An 18,235-nucleotide genomic window follows, 5' to 3' on the forward strand; every position below is an offset into this window, starting at 1 on the left:
TCAATGTGCGCCCGGAATTGTTGCCCGTTCTGCGCCGCCTGCAACTCGGATCGGGCGTGGTGCTGCTTATTTATCTGTTTTTGCACCTGGTCAATCACGCGCTCGGCATCTGGTCACTCGATCTTGCCGGGCGCGGACTCACGCTCGCCCTGTGGATCTGGCATAGCGAGCCCGGCACGATCCTTCTGTACGGTGCGGCCATGCTCCATTTCGCGCTGGCTGTGCGCACGATTTACGGGCGTCGCCACTGGGCGCTCCCGCCCGAAGAATGGATCCGGTTGTGGGCCGGACTCAGCCTGCCCCTGCTGCTCATCCGGCATGCGGTAGCGACGCGCCTCGCGACGTCGCTGTATGGCTTCGAGCCGAACTACGAGCGGATCGTCATATCGCTGATCACGAGCGGCACGCAGGGTCTGCAACTTGCTCTGCTCGCGCCAGGCTGGATCCATGGCTGCCTCGGCGTGTGGTTTCGATTGCGTCACTATCCGGCGATGCAGCGCGCGAGGCCCGCCCTGCTGACCCTGCTCGTTGGTTTGCCATTGCTGTCGGCCGTGGGTTTTCTGCGGATGAAGCAGGCCGTCGTGGCAATGCATGTTGTTCTCCCTGCGCCTGATTCGAAACTGCTGATGCACCAGCTTGCACTCGATACGTGGCGTCACAGTCTCGTTTCGCTTTACCTTGCCGTGGTCGTCAGCGCGCTTCTAGCGGGTCTGTTGCGGAATTGGCTGGAGCGCCGACCGAGTTCGGCATGAGCGACACGAGCATTCGACCGCTTATCCACGCGGATGCAGATGTCAGAGCAGGGTAGAAAACGCTGCGCTCGCTCGATGCAGCAGACGTGCCGTGGCCCGCATCGCATGAGGATGCGGGCCACGGCCCTGCCTTTTACTACGGCCCGTACAGCTACGGGCTTTCCGGGCTTATTGCCCTTGCTGCGCTTGCGGCTTCAGCTTGAACTTGCCCTGATAGCGGATCGTCGGACGAAGCGACTGTGGGGTCGGCGCGGTCATCAGCAACTGACGCGCCAGCGGCGTAGCCGTCGGGCTGAGCGAGCCAATACTGGTTGCCCGCGACGGATCCGCCAGACCATTCTTCACCAGCAGCTTGGCCTCGAGTTGCAGACTGGTCAGCAAAACCGGATCCTTCAGCGCGTTCCCCTGCGCCAGCAACTGACTCCACGCGTTGTTGCTGTAGTTCGTCACGTAGTAGTCGAGACCGCTCGGATCCGCGAGCACCGCGGAACAGCCGTTAAGGCGCACCTGCATTTGCGTGTCCTTCATCGCAACCGTCTTGCGCGATGTCAGTCCGTCACCGTAGGCGAGCGTCAACGGAATAGTCCATTGCGTGCCGGGGTACTGGTTCTGGTTCGGGAAGGGCGACTGCTTCAGCGTGACCACGGTCTGATTGGTCGTCAGATCGCACTGGGTGTCGAGCGACAGCAAAGGCACGCCGGTTTGCCGCACGAAACTGTCGCCGATCGCGACCATCGGCTCGCCGCTCGCCTTGGCCAGTTCGTCCCACAAGCGCTTCGGCGTGCCGTTGCCGAGCGCATAGTCGGCCAGATACGACTGCAGCCCTTTGCGCAACACGTCCTCGCCGAGATAATTCTCCAGCATCTTCAGCACATGGCCGCCCTTGTCGTACGTAAAGGCGCTCGCGCTCAGCACGAAGTCGTTCGAGGCCCAGCCGTTGAAGTTCGGCTGCACCGGGAACGAAGTGGATTTCAGATCGGCGTTGATGACCGCATACTTGTTCTTCACGTCGTCGACCCAACTGAAGCGGTCCGGGAAGAAGCGCACCTTGGTCTTGTTCTCGAAGAACGTCGCGAACGATTCGTTCAGCCACACGTCGTCCCACCAGTCGAGCGTGACCAGATCGCCGAACCACTGATGCGCGGCTTCATGCGTCAAAACCGTCACGCCATAGTCGGACATGGTGGTGCCAGGCGCCGGCAGAATATCGTCGGCGAATTCGAGAATCGCGCCCCAGTTCTCCATCCCGCCGAAGTTCAGATCCTTCTGCTCCTTGAACGCGTCGTTTGCGGCGATCGTGTCGAACTTGGTGAGCGGCAACGGAATGCCGGTATAGCGATAGTAGTAATCGAGCGCCTGCTTGGTCTGCTGCATGGCCGGTTTCGCCCAGTCGCGCATGCCGGGCGGCGTGAAGATGCGCAGATGGAGACCCTTATGGTCAGGCAGCGGGCTCGAGAAGTCGTCTTCGAGAATGTCGAACTGGCCACCACCGAAGAAGAGCAGATACGAAGGCATCGGCGGCGTCTTTTCGAACGACACCAGTTTGTAGCCGCTGTCCACATTCACGGCCGGCTTTTCCGCCGCGTTCGAGACGACGTTCCAGTTCTGCGGGACTTCCGCACTCACCTCGTAGGTGGGCCGGAAAGCCGGTTCGTCCCAACCCGGGAACCATTGCCGCGCGAGGTTCGATTCGCCTTGCGTGAGAATCGCGCCGCTCGTCGTGCCATCGGTCGACTTCAGGTCGACGCGGAACACACCCTCCGCCGCGGAACAACCCGGATAGGGATCGTTGCCGCAACTGCCGCCAGTTTTGGCGACCGGATCGTCGTAGGTCTTGAAGTTGATGATGCCGCTCCACTCCATGTGCAGCGAGTAGTTGCCGGCCGCGATCTGCCCGCTCACGGACCGAAGCTGGTAGAAATCGCCGTCATCCTGCGGCGTGGCGATCAGTTGGATGTTGCCTGGCTGCAGCGTGATCGTGCCGTTCGTGAACTTGACGCGATGCCCGGCAATCGTGATCGCGTTGACGGCCTTCAGCACCTTGATCTGGACGTCCGCGCGGCCGTCGAATGAAGAGAGCGCCGGGTTCGGCCGGAACCACAGCTTGTAGTTGATCGGTGTGACCGTATCGGGCAATTCGACCGGCGGCACGCTCTTGTTGATCGATGCGTCCGCAACGATCGGCGCAGTGGGCGGCGCAAGCGCCACATCGGAGGCGGCGGCCGGCGCCTGGGCGGACTTGCTCGAGAGCGTCGACGAGCTGTCTGAACCGCCGCAGCCCGCCAGGACCATTATTCCGGCGAACGCCAGGCACTGTATCTGCAATCGGAAATTTATACGCATAGTTAATCCTCGACTGACAAAATCGGCATAAAGAAAGTGCGATGAGTGCTTAAGCTGTGTTTCTCTGTTTTTTCAGCAAAAAAGGTCTCCCGCATTAGCGCCGGATTGCTAGCGAGAATATATGGGCGTGTTACTGCCTCAGCACTTGTGGCTGATTTTCGGATTGCACTTTTTAATAATTACAATACTTTCAGAAAGGCGACGTGAGCCGTTTTTCTGCAGTTTCATGCGATCGCCTGACTGACGGACAAAGCGGCGGCTCGCCTGCGTCTCCGAGCAGGTGGACAGGAACCGGGTCAGTTTTAGCGACAGTGCGTAGCCTAGATTGGCAAACGTTCTCGTGTCAACTTCCTTTCACAATCTTTCCTGAATGAGTGCACTACGTATGCAAATAGAATGGATGAAGTAATCGGCAGAGTTAATACTCTAAAGGCGGGATACGCGCACATTTCTACGAGAAACTTTATTTTATTGCAGTGCGGAGTGTGCTATTAGACGTGGCGACAGACAATGTTTTTAAAATTAGCTAGCTGTTGAGTCCACGAAAGAAAATAAACCATTAACGAATGAAGTGGCCGCAAATCGGCATCGCACTCAGGCGCGCATAGAACGACGACTGTCCGCCGCGGACATCGGCGAATTGATCGGCCGCCAACGCGGAGCCGGCGGCAGCGCCGATCGCGATCAACACGATCGCGATTCGGCGCAGACGCCCGGCACGGCCGATCAGCGTGCCCGACACGCTACGCCAACTGGCGAGCAAAGTCATGGCGAGTGCAACGATCGCGCAGCACATGGTCGTGCCTTCAGGCGTGGAGCGCAGCGTTCGCAGCGGAAGTGCCGGAAGTCTCCGAGCGCACCGGAAACGGATTGCGCCATGCTTCGATGGTGTTCAGCTGATCGTGCCAGCGCTGTATTTCCGGAAACTCATCGAGCGGCATGGCGGCTTTTTTCGCATAAGGCAGCGCGATGGCAACGGAAAAATCCGCGACGCTCAGGCCGTCTCCGAGCAGCCATTTGCGACCTTTGAGTTGCTGGTTGAGCACGCGGGCAGACTTGCGAAACATGCCCTGCTCTTCAGCGACTTTCGACGAGTCGGGTCCGCCGAGTGCAAACATCGGCTTGATGATGGACTCGAAGTAAAGCGCGCCGGCGTGCGGATAAAAATGGTGGCTGTTCCAGCTGAACCAGCGCAGGACATCGATCTGCCGGTCATCACGCGGCCAGAGGTCGGACTCTGCACGCTGCGCGAAATGGCTGATGATCGCGTCCGCTTCCCAGATGATTCGCTCGCCGTCGACGAGGCACGGCACCTTGCCATTCGGATTGATCGCCAGATAGCCCGGCTTGCTCTGCTCGCCCTTCGTCAGATCGACCAAGGCATAGTCAATCGGCAAGCCTAAATATTTCGCTACTGCACAGGTTTTCCGTGGAGCCAGTGTTTCAGCGTAATAGAGCTTCATATTCAACCTCGGTATGAGTTGAGTTCGTTTCCGATGCGCGTCAGCGTCAGTTGTCTTCGTCTTCCGGTTGCGCCACGAACGCGTCGAGCTTATCCAATGCGGGGCTCCAGCCGGTCTGATGAGCGTCGCGTTCGGCCTCGTCGAAGAACTGCGCGTGCGTGAGAGTGAGCTCGGTTCCGTCTTCAATGGGGCGCAGCCTGATGGTGACGAGCGAGCGCCACTCGGGGGTGGTGACCCACTCCCACGTAAAGACGAGCTTGCGGTCCGTTTCGACTTCCAGGTATTCGCCGCGGCAGTCGTGCGTTTTGCCGTCCAGTGTCTGGAACACCACGCGAAATTGGCCGCCCACGCGCGGATCGGCTTCGGCGCTGAGCACTGGCCCCGCGTCAGGCCCCCACCAGCGCGCCATCAGTTCGGATATCGTCCACGCTGCATAAACTCGGGCTGGCGGGGCTTTGATGCGCCGCACGATAGTCAGGCTCGGCTTTTCCTGGGTCATTCCTCGTGTCCCTCCACAAAATCGGCAAGCCGGTCGAGGCTCGCGGACCAGAAGCGCTCATAGCGCCTCAACCATGCCATCGCCTCCTCCATCGGCCCTGCGACCAGATCGACCGAAACGGTCCGTCCGCTCTTGGTACGCGCCACCAGACCCGCGTCGCTCAGCACGTCGAGGTGCTTCATGACCGCCGGAAGCTTGAGCGGCAGTGGCCGCGCGATTTCCGTAATCGACAGGCCGGGCTCCCGCTCAAGGCGAGCGAGGATGGCCCGGCGTGTCGGGTCCACGAGGGCGGAAAACGTACGATCGAGTTGACTGACTGGAGACTTTGCCATATGGTGAACTATAGGCAGTGAACGAACGGTGTCAAGATTTTTTGTGAGCGAGCCACGGCGCGCGCACTCCTGTTTGCGGCCCATCGCCAGTCCGTTCTAGACTGCGGATCGGTCACATTCGAGAGGACAAGCCGGTATGGACCTTCTTCAAGGCATGGCAGTGTTCAAGCGTGTCGTCGATGCATCGAGCTTTTCGAAGGCGGCCGATTCGCTGGAGATGCCGCGCGCGTCGGTGTCGACGCTCGTGCAGAATCTGGAGAGCCATCTGGGGGTACGCCTGCTGAATCGCACCACGCGCAGCGTGCAGGTCACCGACGACGGCGCGCTCTACTATGAATACTGCACGCGCATTCTGGCCGAGGTCTCCGACGCCGAGTCCGCGTTGTCGAACAAGCGGTTGAACCCGCGCGGCACGATTCGGGTGGATACGTCCGCCACTTTTGCCGCTAACGTGCTGCTGCCCGCCATGCGCGATTTCTATGCGCGCTTCCCGGACATCACCGTGAAGCTGGGACTGGGCGACCGCAACGTCGATCTCATGCAGGAAGGCGTCGATTGCGTGATCCGGATCGGCGTGCTCGACGATTCGAATCTCGTCGCGCGGCCGATCGGCAGTGTCCGCATGAGCATCTGCGCCGCGCCGGCGTATCTCGAGCAGATGGGCGAACCCGCCACGCCCGACGACCTCGACCGCCATCGGGCCGTCAATTACTTTTCCGCGCGCACGGGGCGTACCTATCCATTAGAGGTTGAAGTGGACGGAGCGCGGGTCAGAAAACCACTGGACGGCATACTCGCGGTCAACGAAGGACTGGTGTATGTGATGTCCGCAATCGAAGGATTGGGGATGATTCAGGTTCCGCGCTTCATGGTCGCAAAAGCGATCCAGGCCGGCGCGTTGCGCGAAATCCTGCGCGCCTACCCATGCCCGCCTCTGCCTCTTTCCTTGCTGTATCCGCATCGTCGCCTGAGCATGTGCGTGCGGGTATTTAGCGAGTGGGTTCACGAACTCGCGCAGAATAATCCGGACCTCAACGGCTAGCAGTACGGTTAACCGCGCATCCCGGCCGCCTCACGTCGCCCCGATCAATCCGCAACGCACCAGCTCCGCCGACAACGCTTCTGCACTGACAAACTTGTATCCCTGCAGGCCGGCGTCGCGTGCGCCGGCCACGTTGGCATCCGTATCGTCGACGAAGAGCGTTTCGGCCGCTGGAACACCGAGTTGCTCCACGCAGCGAAGATAGGTTTGAGCGGCCGGCTTCGCTGCGCCGAACGCGGCGGACGCATAGACGTGCGGACCGAACAGTTGCGCGACGGATGGATTCAGAAAGCCGATATGGTCGGTGAGCAAACGGCAGTTGTTGGTGAGCACGGCGATCCGGCGATGTTCGGCAATGCGTTCGGCGAGCGCGAGCACTTCTTTATTCGGCGTGATCGATGCGTGGCGCGCGCTCAGCCAGTCTTCCCGACTGACGGGATAATTCAGCAGTTCGCCGAGCGCGGCCAGATAGTCGCCGTCGCTGATCTGCCCCGCGTCGGCACGAGCTTCGAGCCCGGAACCCCAGATCGCGTGCCGTACAGCCTCAGGCGTCTGCCCGGAAATTGCCGCCAGACGATCGACCCGCGCCGAACGGTCGTAGTGGGACAGGACGCCCTCCATGTCGAACAGGACCAGCGTGATGGATGCAGTCATGCTGTCGGCCTCGCATCGAAAGCTTCTAGAAATGAACCTGCCATCCGACTGTAGGTCATCGGACGACGATCGGTTTCTATTGTGCCTCGGCTGGCCGGCGACGCCATGCGCCGCATGAACGAAAAGAGATCAAGCGTACAGGCGCAAACCGCCGCCAGGCAGAGACCTTGGGCAGCGCGGCGAGTCCACAGCAAAAATTTATCGGATTCACAGTCAGAATCTTTCCTCCGCCTCGACTAAGACCCGAGTAGACTCTTGCGACGAGGAATTTAGCGTGAACGACATCAATTTCGAATGCACTGCATGCGGCAAATGCTGCCACGATTTGCGCCTGGCACTGACGATTGCCGAGGCTATCACCTGGCTGGAGCGCGGCGGCCACATGGAACTCATCTGCGAGGCCATACCGTGGCCCGTCGAGCCCGAGCCGGGCAATGCGCAAGCTGAGTACAAACGGGCGCGTTCTTCGCCTGCAATGAGCGGAAGCCTGCCTGTCCGTATCTCGATCGTTCTCGCCGCGGCGTTCGATGGAGCCTGCCCCAATCTGGGCGCCGACATGCGCTGCGGAATCTACGAACAAAGACCGCTGGTGTGCCGGATCTATCCCGCTGAAATCAATCCTTTCGTCGTGCTGGCACCGGAAAACAAGGCGTGCCCTTCAGATGCGTGGCAGAAGACGCCGCTGCAAAGACACGGAATCCTTGTCGATGCTACGACCGTCGAACGCGTCGAGCAGTCGCGTCGCGCGAATCAGCTCGAGGCACCGCTGCGCATGCAGGTATGCCTCGAACTGGGACTGAACCATGCCGCGCTCGCGAACGAAGGCTTTGTCATGATTTCGCCGGATAGCGAGGCGCTGCTGACTGCCCTGCGCCATGTTCACGCGACGCCGGAATCGCAAGACGCAGCCGCGCAGTGGACATTTGTGTCGAATCGGGCGGGAACCCTGGAAACGCTTCTGTCGGTGGGCGCCACCGGTCACCTCGCTGAACCCACCGCTGCCGGCAATTCCCGGTATCACGGATTTTTCCCGCCCTCATAACCGTAGAACCGCCGGCAGCTTCACGCAGAGAACTATGCTCCGCTGCCGCCCACTGTCTTGATGCTCTTCCATTGTCCTTGCTGGACCTGAAACAGCGTGTACGGCGGCTTGATCAGATCGCCATACGGGTCAAAGGTGATGTTGCCGGTTACACCGGTAACCTTCACTTTCGACAGGCTGTCGACGATCTTCGCGCGATCGAGCGAGTCGGCCTCGTGAATCGCCTTGATCATGGCGAGCGCGGCGTCGTACGCAAACGGTGCGTACAGTTCGACATCCTGATTGAAACGCGCCTTGTAGCGCTTGCCGAACTCCTGCGCGGCAGGCAGCTTGTCGAGCGCCGGACCCGGCTCGAGATCCTGAGTACCGTCACCTGCCGTGCCGGCGATCTGCAGGAACGCATTGCTCTTCAGCGCACCCGCGCCGAACAGTTGCGCTTGCATGCCGAGCGAGCGCATCTGCTTGACCAGCATCGCGCCCTGTTCATCCAGACCGCCGAAGAAAATCAGATCGACGTTCTTGCTCTTGAGCGTCGTCAGAATGGCGCGAAAATCCACGGCCTTGTCATTCGTGAACTCACGATCGACGATATTGCCATTCGCTTCCTTAGCGCCCTTTTCGAACGCATCCGCGAGCCCTTGCCCGAATGCCGTACGGTCATCGATGATGCCGATGCGCTTCGCCTTCATCTGCTCCACCACGAAATGCCCCGCCACGACACCGCCAATGCCGTCGTGCCCCATGGTGCGGAACACGTTCTTGTAGCCTTGTTTGGTGAGTTGCGGATTGGTGGAGCCCGGCGTGATCATCGCAACGTTCGCCTGGTGATAGACCGTCGACGCCGGAATGCTGCATCCCGAGTTGTAATGGCCGATCACACCGACTACGCCGTCGTCGACCAGTTTCTGCGCGACCTGAATCGCCACGCGCGGGTCCGCCTGATCGTCCTGCACATCGAGCACGAATTTGACCGGTTTTCCGCCGATCACCGGATGTTTCGCGTTCTCTTCATCGAGCGCGAGCTGCGCGCCGTACTGCAAATCTTTACCGACTCGCGCGACCGGTCCGGTCAACGGTCCGACGAAACCGATCTTGACGACTTCAGGATCGGCCGCCCACGCAGACGGTAGATACGTGACGAGTGCACAAACTGTGGCACTCAACAGCCAATTGCGGCGATTCATGATGCGCTCCTTGCGAGATGTAACGTCGCGCGATGTGTAGGTTGGCCGATCCGATGCGCGACGCGTCGAATCCGTCCTGCGGTGCTAGTCGTGAAACAGGAAAATCGGTGCGCTCAAAACCTCTACGAAAGTCAAAAACGCGTGGCCGAGTAAGGCGCGAGATCGAGCGGCGGCGCACGCTGCGCGATCAGATCGGCGACGATGCGCCCGCTCACCCCCGCTAACGTCAGTCCGAGATGCTGGTGGCCGAATGCGTAGATCACCCGTTCGCTCACACGCGAGCGTCCGAGCACCGGCACACCGTCCGGCAATGTCGGACGAAACCCGAGCCAACTGCTATCCGGCCTATCGAGCGCGGGTAACGCGCGTTTCGAAGAAAACGTCAACAGATCGATCAGCGAGCGGTTGCGCGTGTCGCCAAAACCCGCCAGTTCGACCGTGCCGGCGACGCGCAGGCCGTCGCTCATCGGCGTCATGTAAAAGCCGCGCTCGGCCCAGCCGACCGGTCGCGAAACCAGTTGTTGCGCGCCGGGAAAGCGGACGTGATAGCCGCGCTCCGTGTCGAGCGGAACCGCGTCGCCGCATTGTTTGGCGAATTGGGCGGAGCGCGCGCCAGTGGCGATCACAACGTGACTGAAGCGGCGCGCGGCGCCTTCGATCGTCACGCTCGCGCCGTCAGCCGCAGGCTGCACTGCGTCGACGGTCGAGCGCTGCAGTGTCAGCCCCTGGTCGGCAAGCTGCAGATAAAGCGTCTGCAGAAAGCCATGTGGATTTGAGAAATGCCAACTGTTACTGAACAATACGCCGCGCTCGAATATCGGCGCGAGCGACGGTTCGAGCGCACGGATGTCGCTGCCGCCCAGCACGTCGAAGGCAACGCCTAACTGGCGGCGCAGATCGAGTGCAGGACGCGCGGCATCGAACGAAGCTGCGTTCGAGTACAGATAGAGACATTCGCGGGGCCGGACGAAACGCGCCAGTTCCGCGTCTGCAAGCAGCGGCGCATATCCGTCCTGCGCCTGATCGAGCAACGCGGCGAGTGCCGTGGCGCTCGCCTCATAGCGCCGCGGCAGCGAGCTCATCATGAAACGCGCGAGCCACGGGGCGAGGTGCGGCAGGTAACCCCAACGCAATCTGAACGGGCTGTCGTTCGATAACAGAAAGCGCGGCAAATCGCGAAACACGGACGGGTTGTTGACCGGAATGCACGCATAGTGCGCGAAGGTCCCCGCGTTGCCGAAGGACGCACCCTGCCCCACGCCGGCCGGATCGAACAGCGTGACTCGATGGCCGTCGCGCATCAGCGCCGCAGCGCTCGCGAGGCCGATGAATCCCGCACCGATGATGGCAATCTCCGGCATCACTCGCGTCCTTGCATTTCGCAGCCGTCGCCCGAGAGCGCGTGCATCGTGACATGCCGCTCACTCGCCAGCGCGCCAGGCTTCGGCGCGGATGAGGCTGGAGGAGACTGCGGAAAACTCATCTGGAAACTCCTGCGGACAGAATCAGGACACTGCCCGGCGACGCCATGGCACGCACGCCACCAGACAAACTCTGGCAATCAGAATCACACAATATTTTTTTGTGTGCAATTAAAACTCACATTGTGTGGCCCTGGCATTTTCCCTGGATGGCCTATGGCGCAGTCCTTGCAAACACGGGCGCACCGGACGCCAACCGTTCTGGAGCGCCGTTTTTAGGCGTTGCGGCGGCGCTTGTCTGGTATAGAATCGGCAAAATTCCGCACAATCGCGGACAAAGTCGATTTTGTATGGAGACATCAGTTCTTATGGCTTCTGGCAAAGACACAGCGCGTGGGGCCAACGGGGCGCCGGCGCAGACGAAGCGTTCCACCTATGTCGAGGTGTCCAGCTCGATCGAGAACGAGATTCGCAGCGGCGTCTATCCGCCGGGCAGCCGCCTGCCGCCGCAGCGGCAACTGGCTACCGAACTGGGCATCAATGTGTCGACGGTCTCCCGCGCGTACAAGGAATTGCAGTTGCGCGGGTTGGTGATCGGCAGCAAACGGCGCGGCTCGCTCGTCACCGGCGGCGCCATGCCGAGCGTCGACCCTGCGCCGCCGGCCAGCAACGCGGCGATCGACCTGACCGTCAACCGGCCGGCCACCGGCGAATTCCTGAACTGCCTCGCACGCACGCTGGCAGAATTGCCGCGCGATCCGCGTTATCCGCAATTGCAGGAGTACCAGCCGCCGCAAGGTCCCGCCTGGGCGCGCGCCGCCGGCGCCCGCTGGATGGCCGCGCCGGGCTTCACACCGGCGCCCGATCACGTGGTGGTCACGAGCGGTGCGCAGCACGGCTTGTATGCGGTGCTGAACAGCCTGATCGGCACCGACGGCGTAATCCTCGCCGATCAACTCACCTACTACGGGTTGAAAGCACTGGCTCCAGTGTTCCAGTTCGAGATCGTCGGCATTCCAAGCGACCGCGAGGGCTTGCTGACCGACGAGGTGGAGCATGCCTGCCGCCGTATGCCGGTGAAGGCGATTTTCACCGTACCGAATCTGCAGAACCCGACCGTGACGACGATGAGTCTCGAGCGCCGCATGGCGCTCGTCGACATTGCCCGCCGGCACGGTGTAGCGATCATCGAAGACGACGTTTACGGGCCGCTGGTTTCGCAGCGGCTGCCGACCATTGCGAGCCTGTGTCCGGAACTGACGTTCCACCTCGCGGCGACCTCGAAGATTCTCGCGCCCGGCTTGCGGCTCGGCTACCTGCTGAGTCCGCCGGACAGTTCCGCGCTGTGTGCCGAGGCGGTGCGCACCACCGCGTGGATGCCCGCGCCGATGTCGATGCTGATCGCTTCGATCTGGATCGAGGATGGTACGGCGCGCCACATCATGGACGCGCAGCTTGCCGAAATTCGCGCGCGACAGGACCTGGCTCGCGAGTTGCTGCCGCAGGAATTGCTGCAGACCGACCCAGCGTGCATGTTCGTGTGGCTTAAGTTACCGCCGCCGTGGCGTGCCGATGATTTTGCTGCGAATGCGAAGGCGCGTGGTGTCGTGGTGATGCCTTCTTCGGCGTTTGCGGTGGACAGGTCGGAGATCGAACATGGCGTGCGGATCAACCTCGCCTGCGCGACGAGCCGCGATCAACTCGTGAGTGCGTTACGGCTGTTGACGGGCACGCTGAAGGATCGTCCTCGGGCACTGTTCGGCACGATCTGATCGACGGGCACCCGGGCCGTCGCCTCAGATCAAATCAAATTTTTCAACCGCCAAAGGAATAAACCCGCCACCCAGCACGTTCAATAACCGCAACAACCATCGGTCCTGAGAGAGGTGCGGTCATGAAGTCTGTGCTTACAGTGTTGAGCGCCGTGGTGAGCGGCGTGGCGTTGACGGGTCTTGTCGCGTGCGGGGGCGGTTCGGGGTCGATCAATACGCAATCATTTACTGCGACCACGCTGGTCTCCGATGGCGCGGTTTCCGCGCCGCACACCGACGCCAATCTGAAAAATGGATGGGGCATTGCGTTCAATCCGAAGGGTGTCGTCTGGGTCGCCGACAACGGAACCTCAGTCGCCACGCTCTACGATGGCAACGGCGTGCCGCAATCCCTGGTCGTCAGCATTCCGAACGGAACCAGCGGCCCAGCGAATCCGACCGGCATCGTATTCAACGGCACGACGGATTTCACGGTCAGTCAGGGTGGCAAGTCCGGCGTAGGCGTGTTTATCTTTTCCGGCGAAGGCGGCACGATCACCGCATGGGCGCCCGCGGTCGCGCCCACGAACGCGATCGTCATGTTCGACGACGGCAGTGGTGGCGCGGTCTACAAGGGGCTCGCCCTCGCCAGCAATGGCACGGCGAACTTCCTCTATGCCACCGACTTTCACAACAACAAGATCGACGTGTTCGACAAGAACTTCGCGAAGGTCGCCATGTCCGGCAACTTTCAGGACGCTGCGCTGCCGGTAGGCTTTGCGCCGTTCGGCATACAGGCAATTGGCGGAAAACTCTTCGTGACCTACGCCAAACAGAACGCAGTCGCGCATGACAACTTAGACGGCCCTGGGCTCGGCTTCGTCGACGTATTCGATACGGGCGGCAAGCTACTGCAGCGCTTCGCATCGGCTGGCCCGCTGAACGCACCGTGGGGCGTCGCACAGGCGCCGGGCAACTTCGGCCGCTTCAGCGGCGACATACTGATCGGCAATTTCGGCGACGGCACGATCAACGCTTTCGATCCGGCAAGCGGGCAATCCCTCGGCACCGTCAACCTGTCGAACGGAACCACGTTCGTGCAACAGGGGCTCTGGGGTATCGCGTTCGGCAACGGACTCGATAATCAGCCGACCAACACGCTGTTTTTTGCTGCGGGGCCTAACGACGAAGCGGATGGGGTCTATGGGCGCATCGACGTGAAAATGTGAACGACGCCGCGCGCGTTGGCGGCGCGCGCGGCGCAGTGCCGAATGGGCGCTCGCGATTCGAGTGAACAGGTTACCTGACTGCCGCACACGATCTTCGCCTCAAGTGTCACATTTCGGCGGCGCTGTCTTCCCCATACCGCATGCCACGCGCGCCCAGCAAACGGTACAGCGTCGCGCGTGAAATGCTGAGTTCGCGCGCGGCGTCGCCGAGCCGCCCACGATGGCGCAGCAGCGCGAGTTCGATGGCCTGCCGCTCCGCTGTCTCGCGTGCCTGCGCAAGCGTCAGGGGCGCGGTCGCGACGTAACCCGACAGTTCGAGATCGTCCGCGGTAATCGTGCGCCCCTCCGACATCACAATGGCGCGACGAACCCGGTTGATCAGTTCCCGGACATTGCCGGGCCAGTCGTATTGATGCATCGCCGCGATCGCGTCGGGAGAAAAACCGTAGAGCCGGCGGCTCGCATCTTTCCTGTAGCGATCCAGTGTGTACAGCGCGAGCAGTTCGATGTCCTTGCCGCGCGCGCGAAGCGGCGGCTCGTCGATTCTCAGCACGCACAAGCGGTGATACAGGTCAGCACGAAAGCGCCCGTGTTCGATCGCGGCCTCCATATCGACGTGCGTGGCGAAGATGATGCGCACGTCGACATCGATCGAACCGTTGCCGCCCAGGCGGTCGATGGTGCTTTCCTGCAGAAAGCGCAGCAGGCTCGCCTGACTCTCGAACGGCAGATCGCCGATTTCATCGAGAAACACGGTGCCGCCGTGCGCGGCTTCGACGCGCCCTATTCTGCGTTGATTCGCGCCGGTAAAGGCGCCGCGCTCGTAGCCGAACAACTCGGACTGCAACAGATGCGGCGGAATCGCACCACAGTTGATGGCGACGAACGGCGCGTTGCGACGCGGCGAGTGCGCGTGAATCGCCGCTGCCGTCAGCTCCTTGCCCGTACCGGATTCACCGGAGACAAAAACGGGCGCGTCGGTGGCGGCCACTTTGCGGATCGAGCGGAATAACGCGAGCATGGCATCGCAGGTGCCGATCATCTCGTCTTCTGCCGAGGACGTATCGACGAACGCCGGCTCGCCGAGCGAGATCATGCCGCAGGCATGGCCTACCGTATCGACAATCCTGACGTTCGCAGCGGGGAGTGTCACGTAATCGAAGCAGTAGTCGCGCACCAGCCTGCGTATGGCGGCGTCATCGAGTTCCGGCGCGGCGGTCATCGCGACCCAGCCGATGTTTGGCATCGCGAGGCAAGCTTCCAGCGCGGCAATGTCACAGGGATCGAACACGCTCGACAGATCGGCCAGCCCGGCCGCCAGCGAGCCATCATCCACGGCCTGGCGTACGTCACGAACCGAGCCGATGACTTCGACCTCCCAATCGCGCTCCTCGAAACTCGCCAATAGATCCGGCGAAGGATCGCGCGTGAAGTAGATGACACGCCGCTTGATGGCCTTCATTTTCTGCATTGTTTTTTTGTTTTCCCGCCGAGCCTGCTCTGAAACCTGTTGCGGTCAGGCCCATCGTCGCGGCATTGTTCTTGTTGCTCCATGGCCGCGGATGCCTGTCCTCGCGAATCAGGCGCGTACCGGGAGCTGCCATTTCATGATGCATCGGGTTTTGGCGAGTCGGCGGTGTTGCAGACGTCGGCTGACGAAAAACCGGATGCGACAACGACGGTCGATCATACGCGGCTGCATGGTCGCCGTGGTGCGTCCTGACCTTATTTGATGATTGAATCCGCAAGCGCACCGCGCGGCGCATCGGAGTCGCTATCGAACTGGCGTCTTGTGCGCCGCCACAGTGGCGTCAACGCACCTCGCGCCGCAACTTCCTGAAAAACTTGCGAATCTCGGCAGCGAGCAAATCAGGTTTTTCCATTGCAGCGAAATGCCCGCCGCTCGGCATGTCGGTCCATTGCACGACGTTGAAGGTTCGCTCGAGCCACGTGCGCGGTGGGTGATTGATCTCCTTTGGGAATTGGGCGAATCCGACCGGCGGCACGACGCGTTGCCCCTCGGCGAAGCGCATCGGCTGCAGACGGTTTTCCCAATACATCTGCATCGCCGTTCCAATACTCTGCGTGTACCAGTAGAGCGAAATGTTGGTGAGCAACTCGTCTTTCGAAAACACCCGCTCGATGTCGCCGTCGCAATCGCTCCACGCGCGAAACTTCTCACCGATCCATGCAGCGAGCCCCACCGGCGAATCGTTCAGCGACGCCGCAACGGTTTGCGGTTTCGTGGTGTGCATATGGGCGTAGCCGCCTTCCAGCGCGGCCCATTCAGTCTTCTCCCGCAGATAGGCTTCCTCCGCGGGCGTAAGCGGTGTCTGCGCGGTACCGCTCGCGGGCTCGTATGAGCTCGGCAGAAAGTTGAGATGAATGCCGTCGACATGCTCATGATGCCGCGCCGCGAGTGCGATCGAGACGCCGGCGCCCAGATCGCCGCCTTGGGCGCCAAAGCGCTCGTAACCGAGGCCACGCATCAGTGAAGCCCACAAATCCGCCACCTGAAACGCGGAAGTACCGGGCTCTACGGGAGCCTGCGAGAACGCAAAACCGGGCAGCGATGGAACGACGACGTCGAATGCATCGGCGGGATCACAGCCGAATGCGCCCGGATCGCATAACCGGTCGAGCAGTGCGTGGAACTCGAAAAACGATCCCGGCCAGCCATGCGTAATCACGAGCGGATAAGACGCCGGGCCGACCCCGCGCCGATGCACGAAGTGCACGCGCTGACCGTCGACCTCGGCGAGAAATTGCGGTTGCAGATTCAATCTGCGCTCCGCCTCGCGCCAATCGAAACGGTCGACCCAGTACTGCGCGAGTTCGCGCAGCCAGGCAGAATCGGCGCCCTGCTGCCAGGCAGGGGACGGCGTCGCCGGTGCCCAACGTGTCGCGTGAATCCGCCGGCGCAGATCGTCTATGTCAGCGTCAGGCACGGCAATCTGAAACGGCTCTATCTGCATGTCAGTTCATCCGGCACAGGGGGTGGGGATAACAGGCGCTTCGGATTCGATAGCGCTGTTCACGGCAAACCAGCAAGGGCCAAGGCACGAAGCGAGCATGAAGCGCACGGCGCGCACGAAGCAATCTGCATGGTACACAATGAGCGCGATTCTCGTTTAGCGCGCCGGAGACCTTCATGGTTGCAGCGCTCACTGCTCTACGGCAAACAGGAAAGCCCGCGAAATGCGGGCTTTCTTTACAGCTTACTGCCTACACCAGCCGCTCAGAAGCGGTGACGGATACCCACCGTGCCGACCACCTGCGAATCGGTCGCCGAGCGGCTCACGCCGACGATATCCGCCGTGATGCCCGAGTCCCCCACGCTGCCGACGTGCTGGTATGCCGCTTCAACATACACATCGGTACGCTTGGACAAGGCATAGTCGGTCTGCAACGTGATCTGCTGGTACTTCGGACTCGCGCCGTTCAGACGTGCATCGGTGTACGTGTATGCGCCCGACACCGTCCATGCCGGCGTGAATGCGTAACGTGCGTTCACTTCATAGTTCGTGAAGCGCGCGCTGCCGCTGGTCAGCGCGAAGCCGCTCGTCGTGCCCGAGGCCGAAGATCCGATCGACGTTGCGTTGCTCAGTTGCGTCTGCGTGAACACAAGGCCGACGTTGGCCGCGCCGAACGCGTAGTTCACGCCAGCGCCATAGGTGCGCTGAAGGCCCGCGTTGAACGTGGAGTCGCCGCTTGCCACGGCACCGCTCGTGTTGGTCGTCGAGCCGCCGCCGTTGAGTTGCAGGTAGCCCGCAGCGAACTTCAGGCCGCCGAATGCGTACGATGCGCCGACGCTGTAGGCGCGGCTGTCCGCGAAGCTGCCCGCTGCATTCGAGAAGCCGTACAACGCACCGAACTTTAAGCCGCCGTAGTCGACACTCTGGAACTTGACCGAGTTGTTGATACGCACGGAGTTGTTCAGGTTGTCGTTGTCGTACGGGTGCGATGCGAGTGTGCCGCCGTATTGCGTGCCGTTCAGCGCGAGCGGGGCGAGATAGTCGACCACGCTGTCGTACTGGCGACCCAGCGTGACCGAGCCGAACTGGTCGCTCGACAGACCGACGAAGGCCTGACGGCCGAACTCACGGTTGTTCTGCCCCAGCTTGCCGGTCGACAGATTGAAGCCGTTTTCCAGCACGAAGATCGCCTTCAGGCCGTTGCCCAGATCTTCCGAACCGCGCAGGCCCCAACGGTCGCCGTTCAGGACGCCGCTGGCTTGCTGAAAATTGCTGCTGCCGCCCGAATTGCTGGTGTAGGTCAGACCCGTATCGATCAGGCCGTACAGCGTGACCGAGCTTTGTGCGTGGGCGGCACCCGCGGCGCCGATGAGTGCGAGCGAGAGGCCCGACAATACGAATTTATTCATGGATTTCTCTCCTGATTCGAATAGCGGATGCTATCGAGCGGCCGAGAATATCTCACTAATCGCAAGACTGTTTTTCAGTTAATTACAGCGTTGTGTTTATGCGACGTAAATGATTTTTCAGATTGCCGATCATTTCACG

At 61.3% G+C, this 18,235-nt stretch carries 17 protein-coding genes; 5 read left to right on the forward strand and 12 right to left on the reverse strand.

All coding sequences use genetic code 11. The features are described from left to right. Positions 1-17: 17 nt before the first annotated feature. A complete protein-coding gene (locus FSO04_RS15215; RefSeq protein WP_154560509.1) occupies positions 18-752 on the forward strand; it encodes a hypothetical protein in 735 nt (244 codons plus the stop codon). A 168-nt stretch (positions 753-920) separates the two neighbouring features. On the opposite strand, the gene FSO04_RS15220 is transcribed toward FSO04_RS15215, so the two are convergent. The 5 genes from FSO04_RS15220 to FSO04_RS15240 form a co-directional block, all read right to left on the reverse strand. Continuing rightward, positions 921-3,095: a M1 family metallopeptidase gene (locus tag FSO04_RS15220; protein WP_154560469.1), complete on the reverse strand. Its 2,175-nt coding sequence runs from the start codon at positions 3,093-3,095 to the stop codon at positions 921-923. A gap of 559 nt (positions 3,096-3,654) precedes the next feature. Beyond that, positions 3,655-3,891 carry a hypothetical protein gene (locus FSO04_RS15225; RefSeq protein ID WP_199203035.1) on the reverse strand — a complete coding sequence of 79 codons (237 nt, stop codon included), beginning with the start codon at positions 3,889-3,891 and terminating at the stop codon, positions 3,655-3,657. 10 nt (positions 3,892-3,901) lie between these two features. Further along, on the reverse strand, positions 3,902-4,558 hold the full coding sequence (locus FSO04_RS15230) for a glutathione S-transferase family protein (RefSeq protein ID WP_154560471.1): 657 nt from the start codon (positions 4,556-4,558) through the stop codon (positions 3,902-3,904). Between the two features lie 46 nt (positions 4,559-4,604). Next, positions 4,605-5,057, reverse strand: coding sequence for an SRPBCC family protein (locus tag FSO04_RS15235; RefSeq protein WP_154560472.1), 453 nt, complete (start codon positions 5,055-5,057; stop codon positions 4,605-4,607). Further along, positions 5,054-5,389: an ArsR/SmtB family transcription factor gene (locus FSO04_RS15240; RefSeq protein ID WP_154560473.1), complete on the reverse strand. Its 336-nt coding sequence runs from the start codon at positions 5,387-5,389 to the stop codon at positions 5,054-5,056. Before FSO04_RS15240 ends, FSO04_RS15235 begins: the two co-directional genes overlap by 4 nt. A gap of 136 nt (positions 5,390-5,525) precedes the next feature. Here FSO04_RS15240 and FSO04_RS15245 point away from each other — a divergent pair, with 136 nt between their 5' ends. Beyond that, positions 5,526-6,431, forward strand: a complete 906-nt coding sequence (locus FSO04_RS15245; protein WP_154560474.1) for a LysR family transcriptional regulator — start codon at positions 5,526-5,528, stop codon at positions 6,429-6,431. Between the two features lie 30 nt (positions 6,432-6,461). On the opposite strand, the gene FSO04_RS15250 is transcribed toward FSO04_RS15245, so the two are convergent. Further along, positions 6,462-7,085, reverse strand: a complete 624-nt coding sequence (locus tag FSO04_RS15250) for an HAD family hydrolase (RefSeq protein ID WP_154560475.1) — start codon at positions 7,083-7,085, stop codon at positions 6,462-6,464. Positions 7,086-7,359: 274 nt separating this feature from the next. Here FSO04_RS15250 and FSO04_RS15255 point away from each other — a divergent pair, with 274 nt between their 5' ends. Next, positions 7,360-8,127, forward strand: a complete 768-nt coding sequence (locus tag FSO04_RS15255; RefSeq protein ID WP_168435692.1) for a YkgJ family cysteine cluster protein — start codon at positions 7,360-7,362, stop codon at positions 8,125-8,127. A 32-nt stretch (positions 8,128-8,159) separates the two neighbouring features. Here the strand turns inward: FSO04_RS15255 and FSO04_RS15260 are convergent, their stop codons facing one another. The 3 genes from FSO04_RS15260 to FSO04_RS48295 all read right to left on the reverse strand — a co-directional run bounded on the left by FSO04_RS15260 (position 8,160) and on the right by FSO04_RS48295 (position 10,794). Continuing rightward, positions 8,160-9,311 carry a branched-chain amino acid ABC transporter substrate-binding protein gene (locus FSO04_RS15260; protein ID WP_154560476.1) on the reverse strand — a complete coding sequence of 384 codons (1,152 nt, stop codon included), beginning with the start codon at positions 9,309-9,311 and terminating at the stop codon, positions 8,160-8,162. 131 nt (positions 9,312-9,442) lie between these two features. Continuing rightward, positions 9,443-10,672, reverse strand: a complete 1,230-nt coding sequence (locus FSO04_RS15265; protein ID WP_154560477.1) for an NAD(P)/FAD-dependent oxidoreductase — start codon at positions 10,670-10,672, stop codon at positions 9,443-9,445. Further along, positions 10,672-10,794, reverse strand: a complete 123-nt coding sequence (locus tag FSO04_RS48295) for a hypothetical protein (RefSeq protein ID WP_266239258.1) — start codon at positions 10,792-10,794, stop codon at positions 10,672-10,674. Before FSO04_RS48295 ends, FSO04_RS15265 begins: the two co-directional genes overlap by 1 nt. A 306-nt stretch (positions 10,795-11,100) precedes the next feature. Between FSO04_RS48295 and FSO04_RS15270 the strand changes: the two genes are divergently transcribed. Both FSO04_RS15270 and FSO04_RS15275 read left to right on the forward strand, forming a co-directional pair. Beyond that, positions 11,101-12,504: an aminotransferase-like domain-containing protein gene (locus FSO04_RS15270; protein WP_154560478.1), complete on the forward strand. Its 1,404-nt coding sequence runs from the start codon at positions 11,101-11,103 to the stop codon at positions 12,502-12,504. Positions 12,505-12,626: 122 nt separating this feature from the next. Beyond that, entirely contained in the window at positions 12,627-13,712 is a 1,086-nt protein-coding gene (locus FSO04_RS15275) for a TIGR03118 family protein (RefSeq protein ID WP_154560479.1), read from the forward strand. Positions 13,713-13,818: 106 nt separating this feature from the next. Here FSO04_RS15275 and FSO04_RS15280 read toward each other — a convergent pair whose 3' ends face one another. The 3 genes from FSO04_RS15280 to FSO04_RS15290 form a co-directional block, all read right to left on the reverse strand. After that, positions 13,819-15,174, reverse strand: coding sequence for a sigma-54 dependent transcriptional regulator (locus FSO04_RS15280; RefSeq protein WP_154560511.1), 1,356 nt, complete (start codon positions 15,172-15,174; stop codon positions 13,819-13,821). Between the two features lie 349 nt (positions 15,175-15,523). After that, positions 15,524-16,687, reverse strand: a complete 1,164-nt coding sequence (locus tag FSO04_RS15285) for an epoxide hydrolase family protein (protein WP_154560480.1) — start codon at positions 16,685-16,687, stop codon at positions 15,524-15,526. Positions 16,688-16,950: 263 nt separating this feature from the next. After that, entirely contained in the window at positions 16,951-18,096 is a 1,146-nt protein-coding gene (locus FSO04_RS15290) for a porin (RefSeq protein WP_154560481.1), read from the reverse strand. Between the last annotated feature and the right edge of the window lie 139 nt (positions 18,097-18,235).

Source organism: Paraburkholderia madseniana (assembly GCF_009690905.1).
Taxonomy (GTDB): Bacteria; Pseudomonadota; Gammaproteobacteria; order Burkholderiales; family Burkholderiaceae; genus Paraburkholderia; species Paraburkholderia madseniana.

Bases quoted from the DNA above. Each gene is read 5' to 3' on its own strand.
- FSO04_RS15220 (WP_154560469.1), bottom strand. From the start codon at position 3,095: ATGCGTATAAATTTCCGATTGCAGATACAGTGCCTGGCGTTCGCCGGA.
- FSO04_RS15225 (WP_199203035.1), bottom strand. From the start codon at position 3,891: ATGTGCTGCGCGATCGTTGCACTCGCCATGACTTTGCTCGCCAGTTGG.
- FSO04_RS15230 (WP_154560471.1), bottom strand. From the start codon at position 4,558: ATGAAGCTCTATTACGCTGAAACACTGGCTCCACGGAAAACCTGTGCA.
- FSO04_RS15235 (WP_154560472.1), bottom strand. From the start codon at position 5,057: ATGACCCAGGAAAAGCCGAGCCTGACTATCGTGCGGCGCATCAAAGCC.
- FSO04_RS15240 (WP_154560473.1), bottom strand. From the start codon at position 5,389: ATGGCAAAGTCTCCAGTCAGTCAACTCGATCGTACGTTTTCCGCCCTC.
- FSO04_RS15245 (WP_154560474.1), top strand. From the start codon at position 5,526: ATGGACCTTCTTCAAGGCATGGCAGTGTTCAAGCGTGTCGTCGATGCA.
- FSO04_RS15250 (WP_154560475.1), bottom strand. From the start codon at position 7,085: ATGACTGCATCCATCACGCTGGTCCTGTTCGACATGGAGGGCGTCCTG.
- FSO04_RS15260 (WP_154560476.1), bottom strand. From the start codon at position 9,311: ATGAATCGCCGCAATTGGCTGTTGAGTGCCACAGTTTGTGCACTCGTC.
- FSO04_RS15265 (WP_154560477.1), bottom strand. From the start codon at position 10,672: ATGCCGGAGATTGCCATCATCGGTGCGGGATTCATCGGCCTCGCGAGC.
- FSO04_RS48295 (WP_266239258.1), bottom strand. From the start codon at position 10,794: ATGAGTTTTCCGCAGTCTCCTCCAGCCTCATCCGCGCCGAAGCCTGGC.
- FSO04_RS15270 (WP_154560478.1), top strand. From the start codon at position 11,101: ATGGCTTCTGGCAAAGACACAGCGCGTGGGGCCAACGGGGCGCCGGCG.
- FSO04_RS15275 (WP_154560479.1), top strand. From the start codon at position 12,627: ATGAAGTCTGTGCTTACAGTGTTGAGCGCCGTGGTGAGCGGCGTGGCG.
- FSO04_RS15280 (WP_154560511.1), bottom strand. From the start codon at position 15,174: ATGAAGGCCATCAAGCGGCGTGTCATCTACTTCACGCGCGATCCTTCG.
- FSO04_RS15285 (WP_154560480.1), bottom strand. From the start codon at position 16,687: ATGCAGATAGAGCCGTTTCAGATTGCCGTGCCTGACGCTGACATAGAC.
- FSO04_RS15290 (WP_154560481.1), bottom strand. From the start codon at position 18,096: ATGAATAAATTCGTATTGTCGGGCCTCTCGCTCGCACTCATCGGCGCC.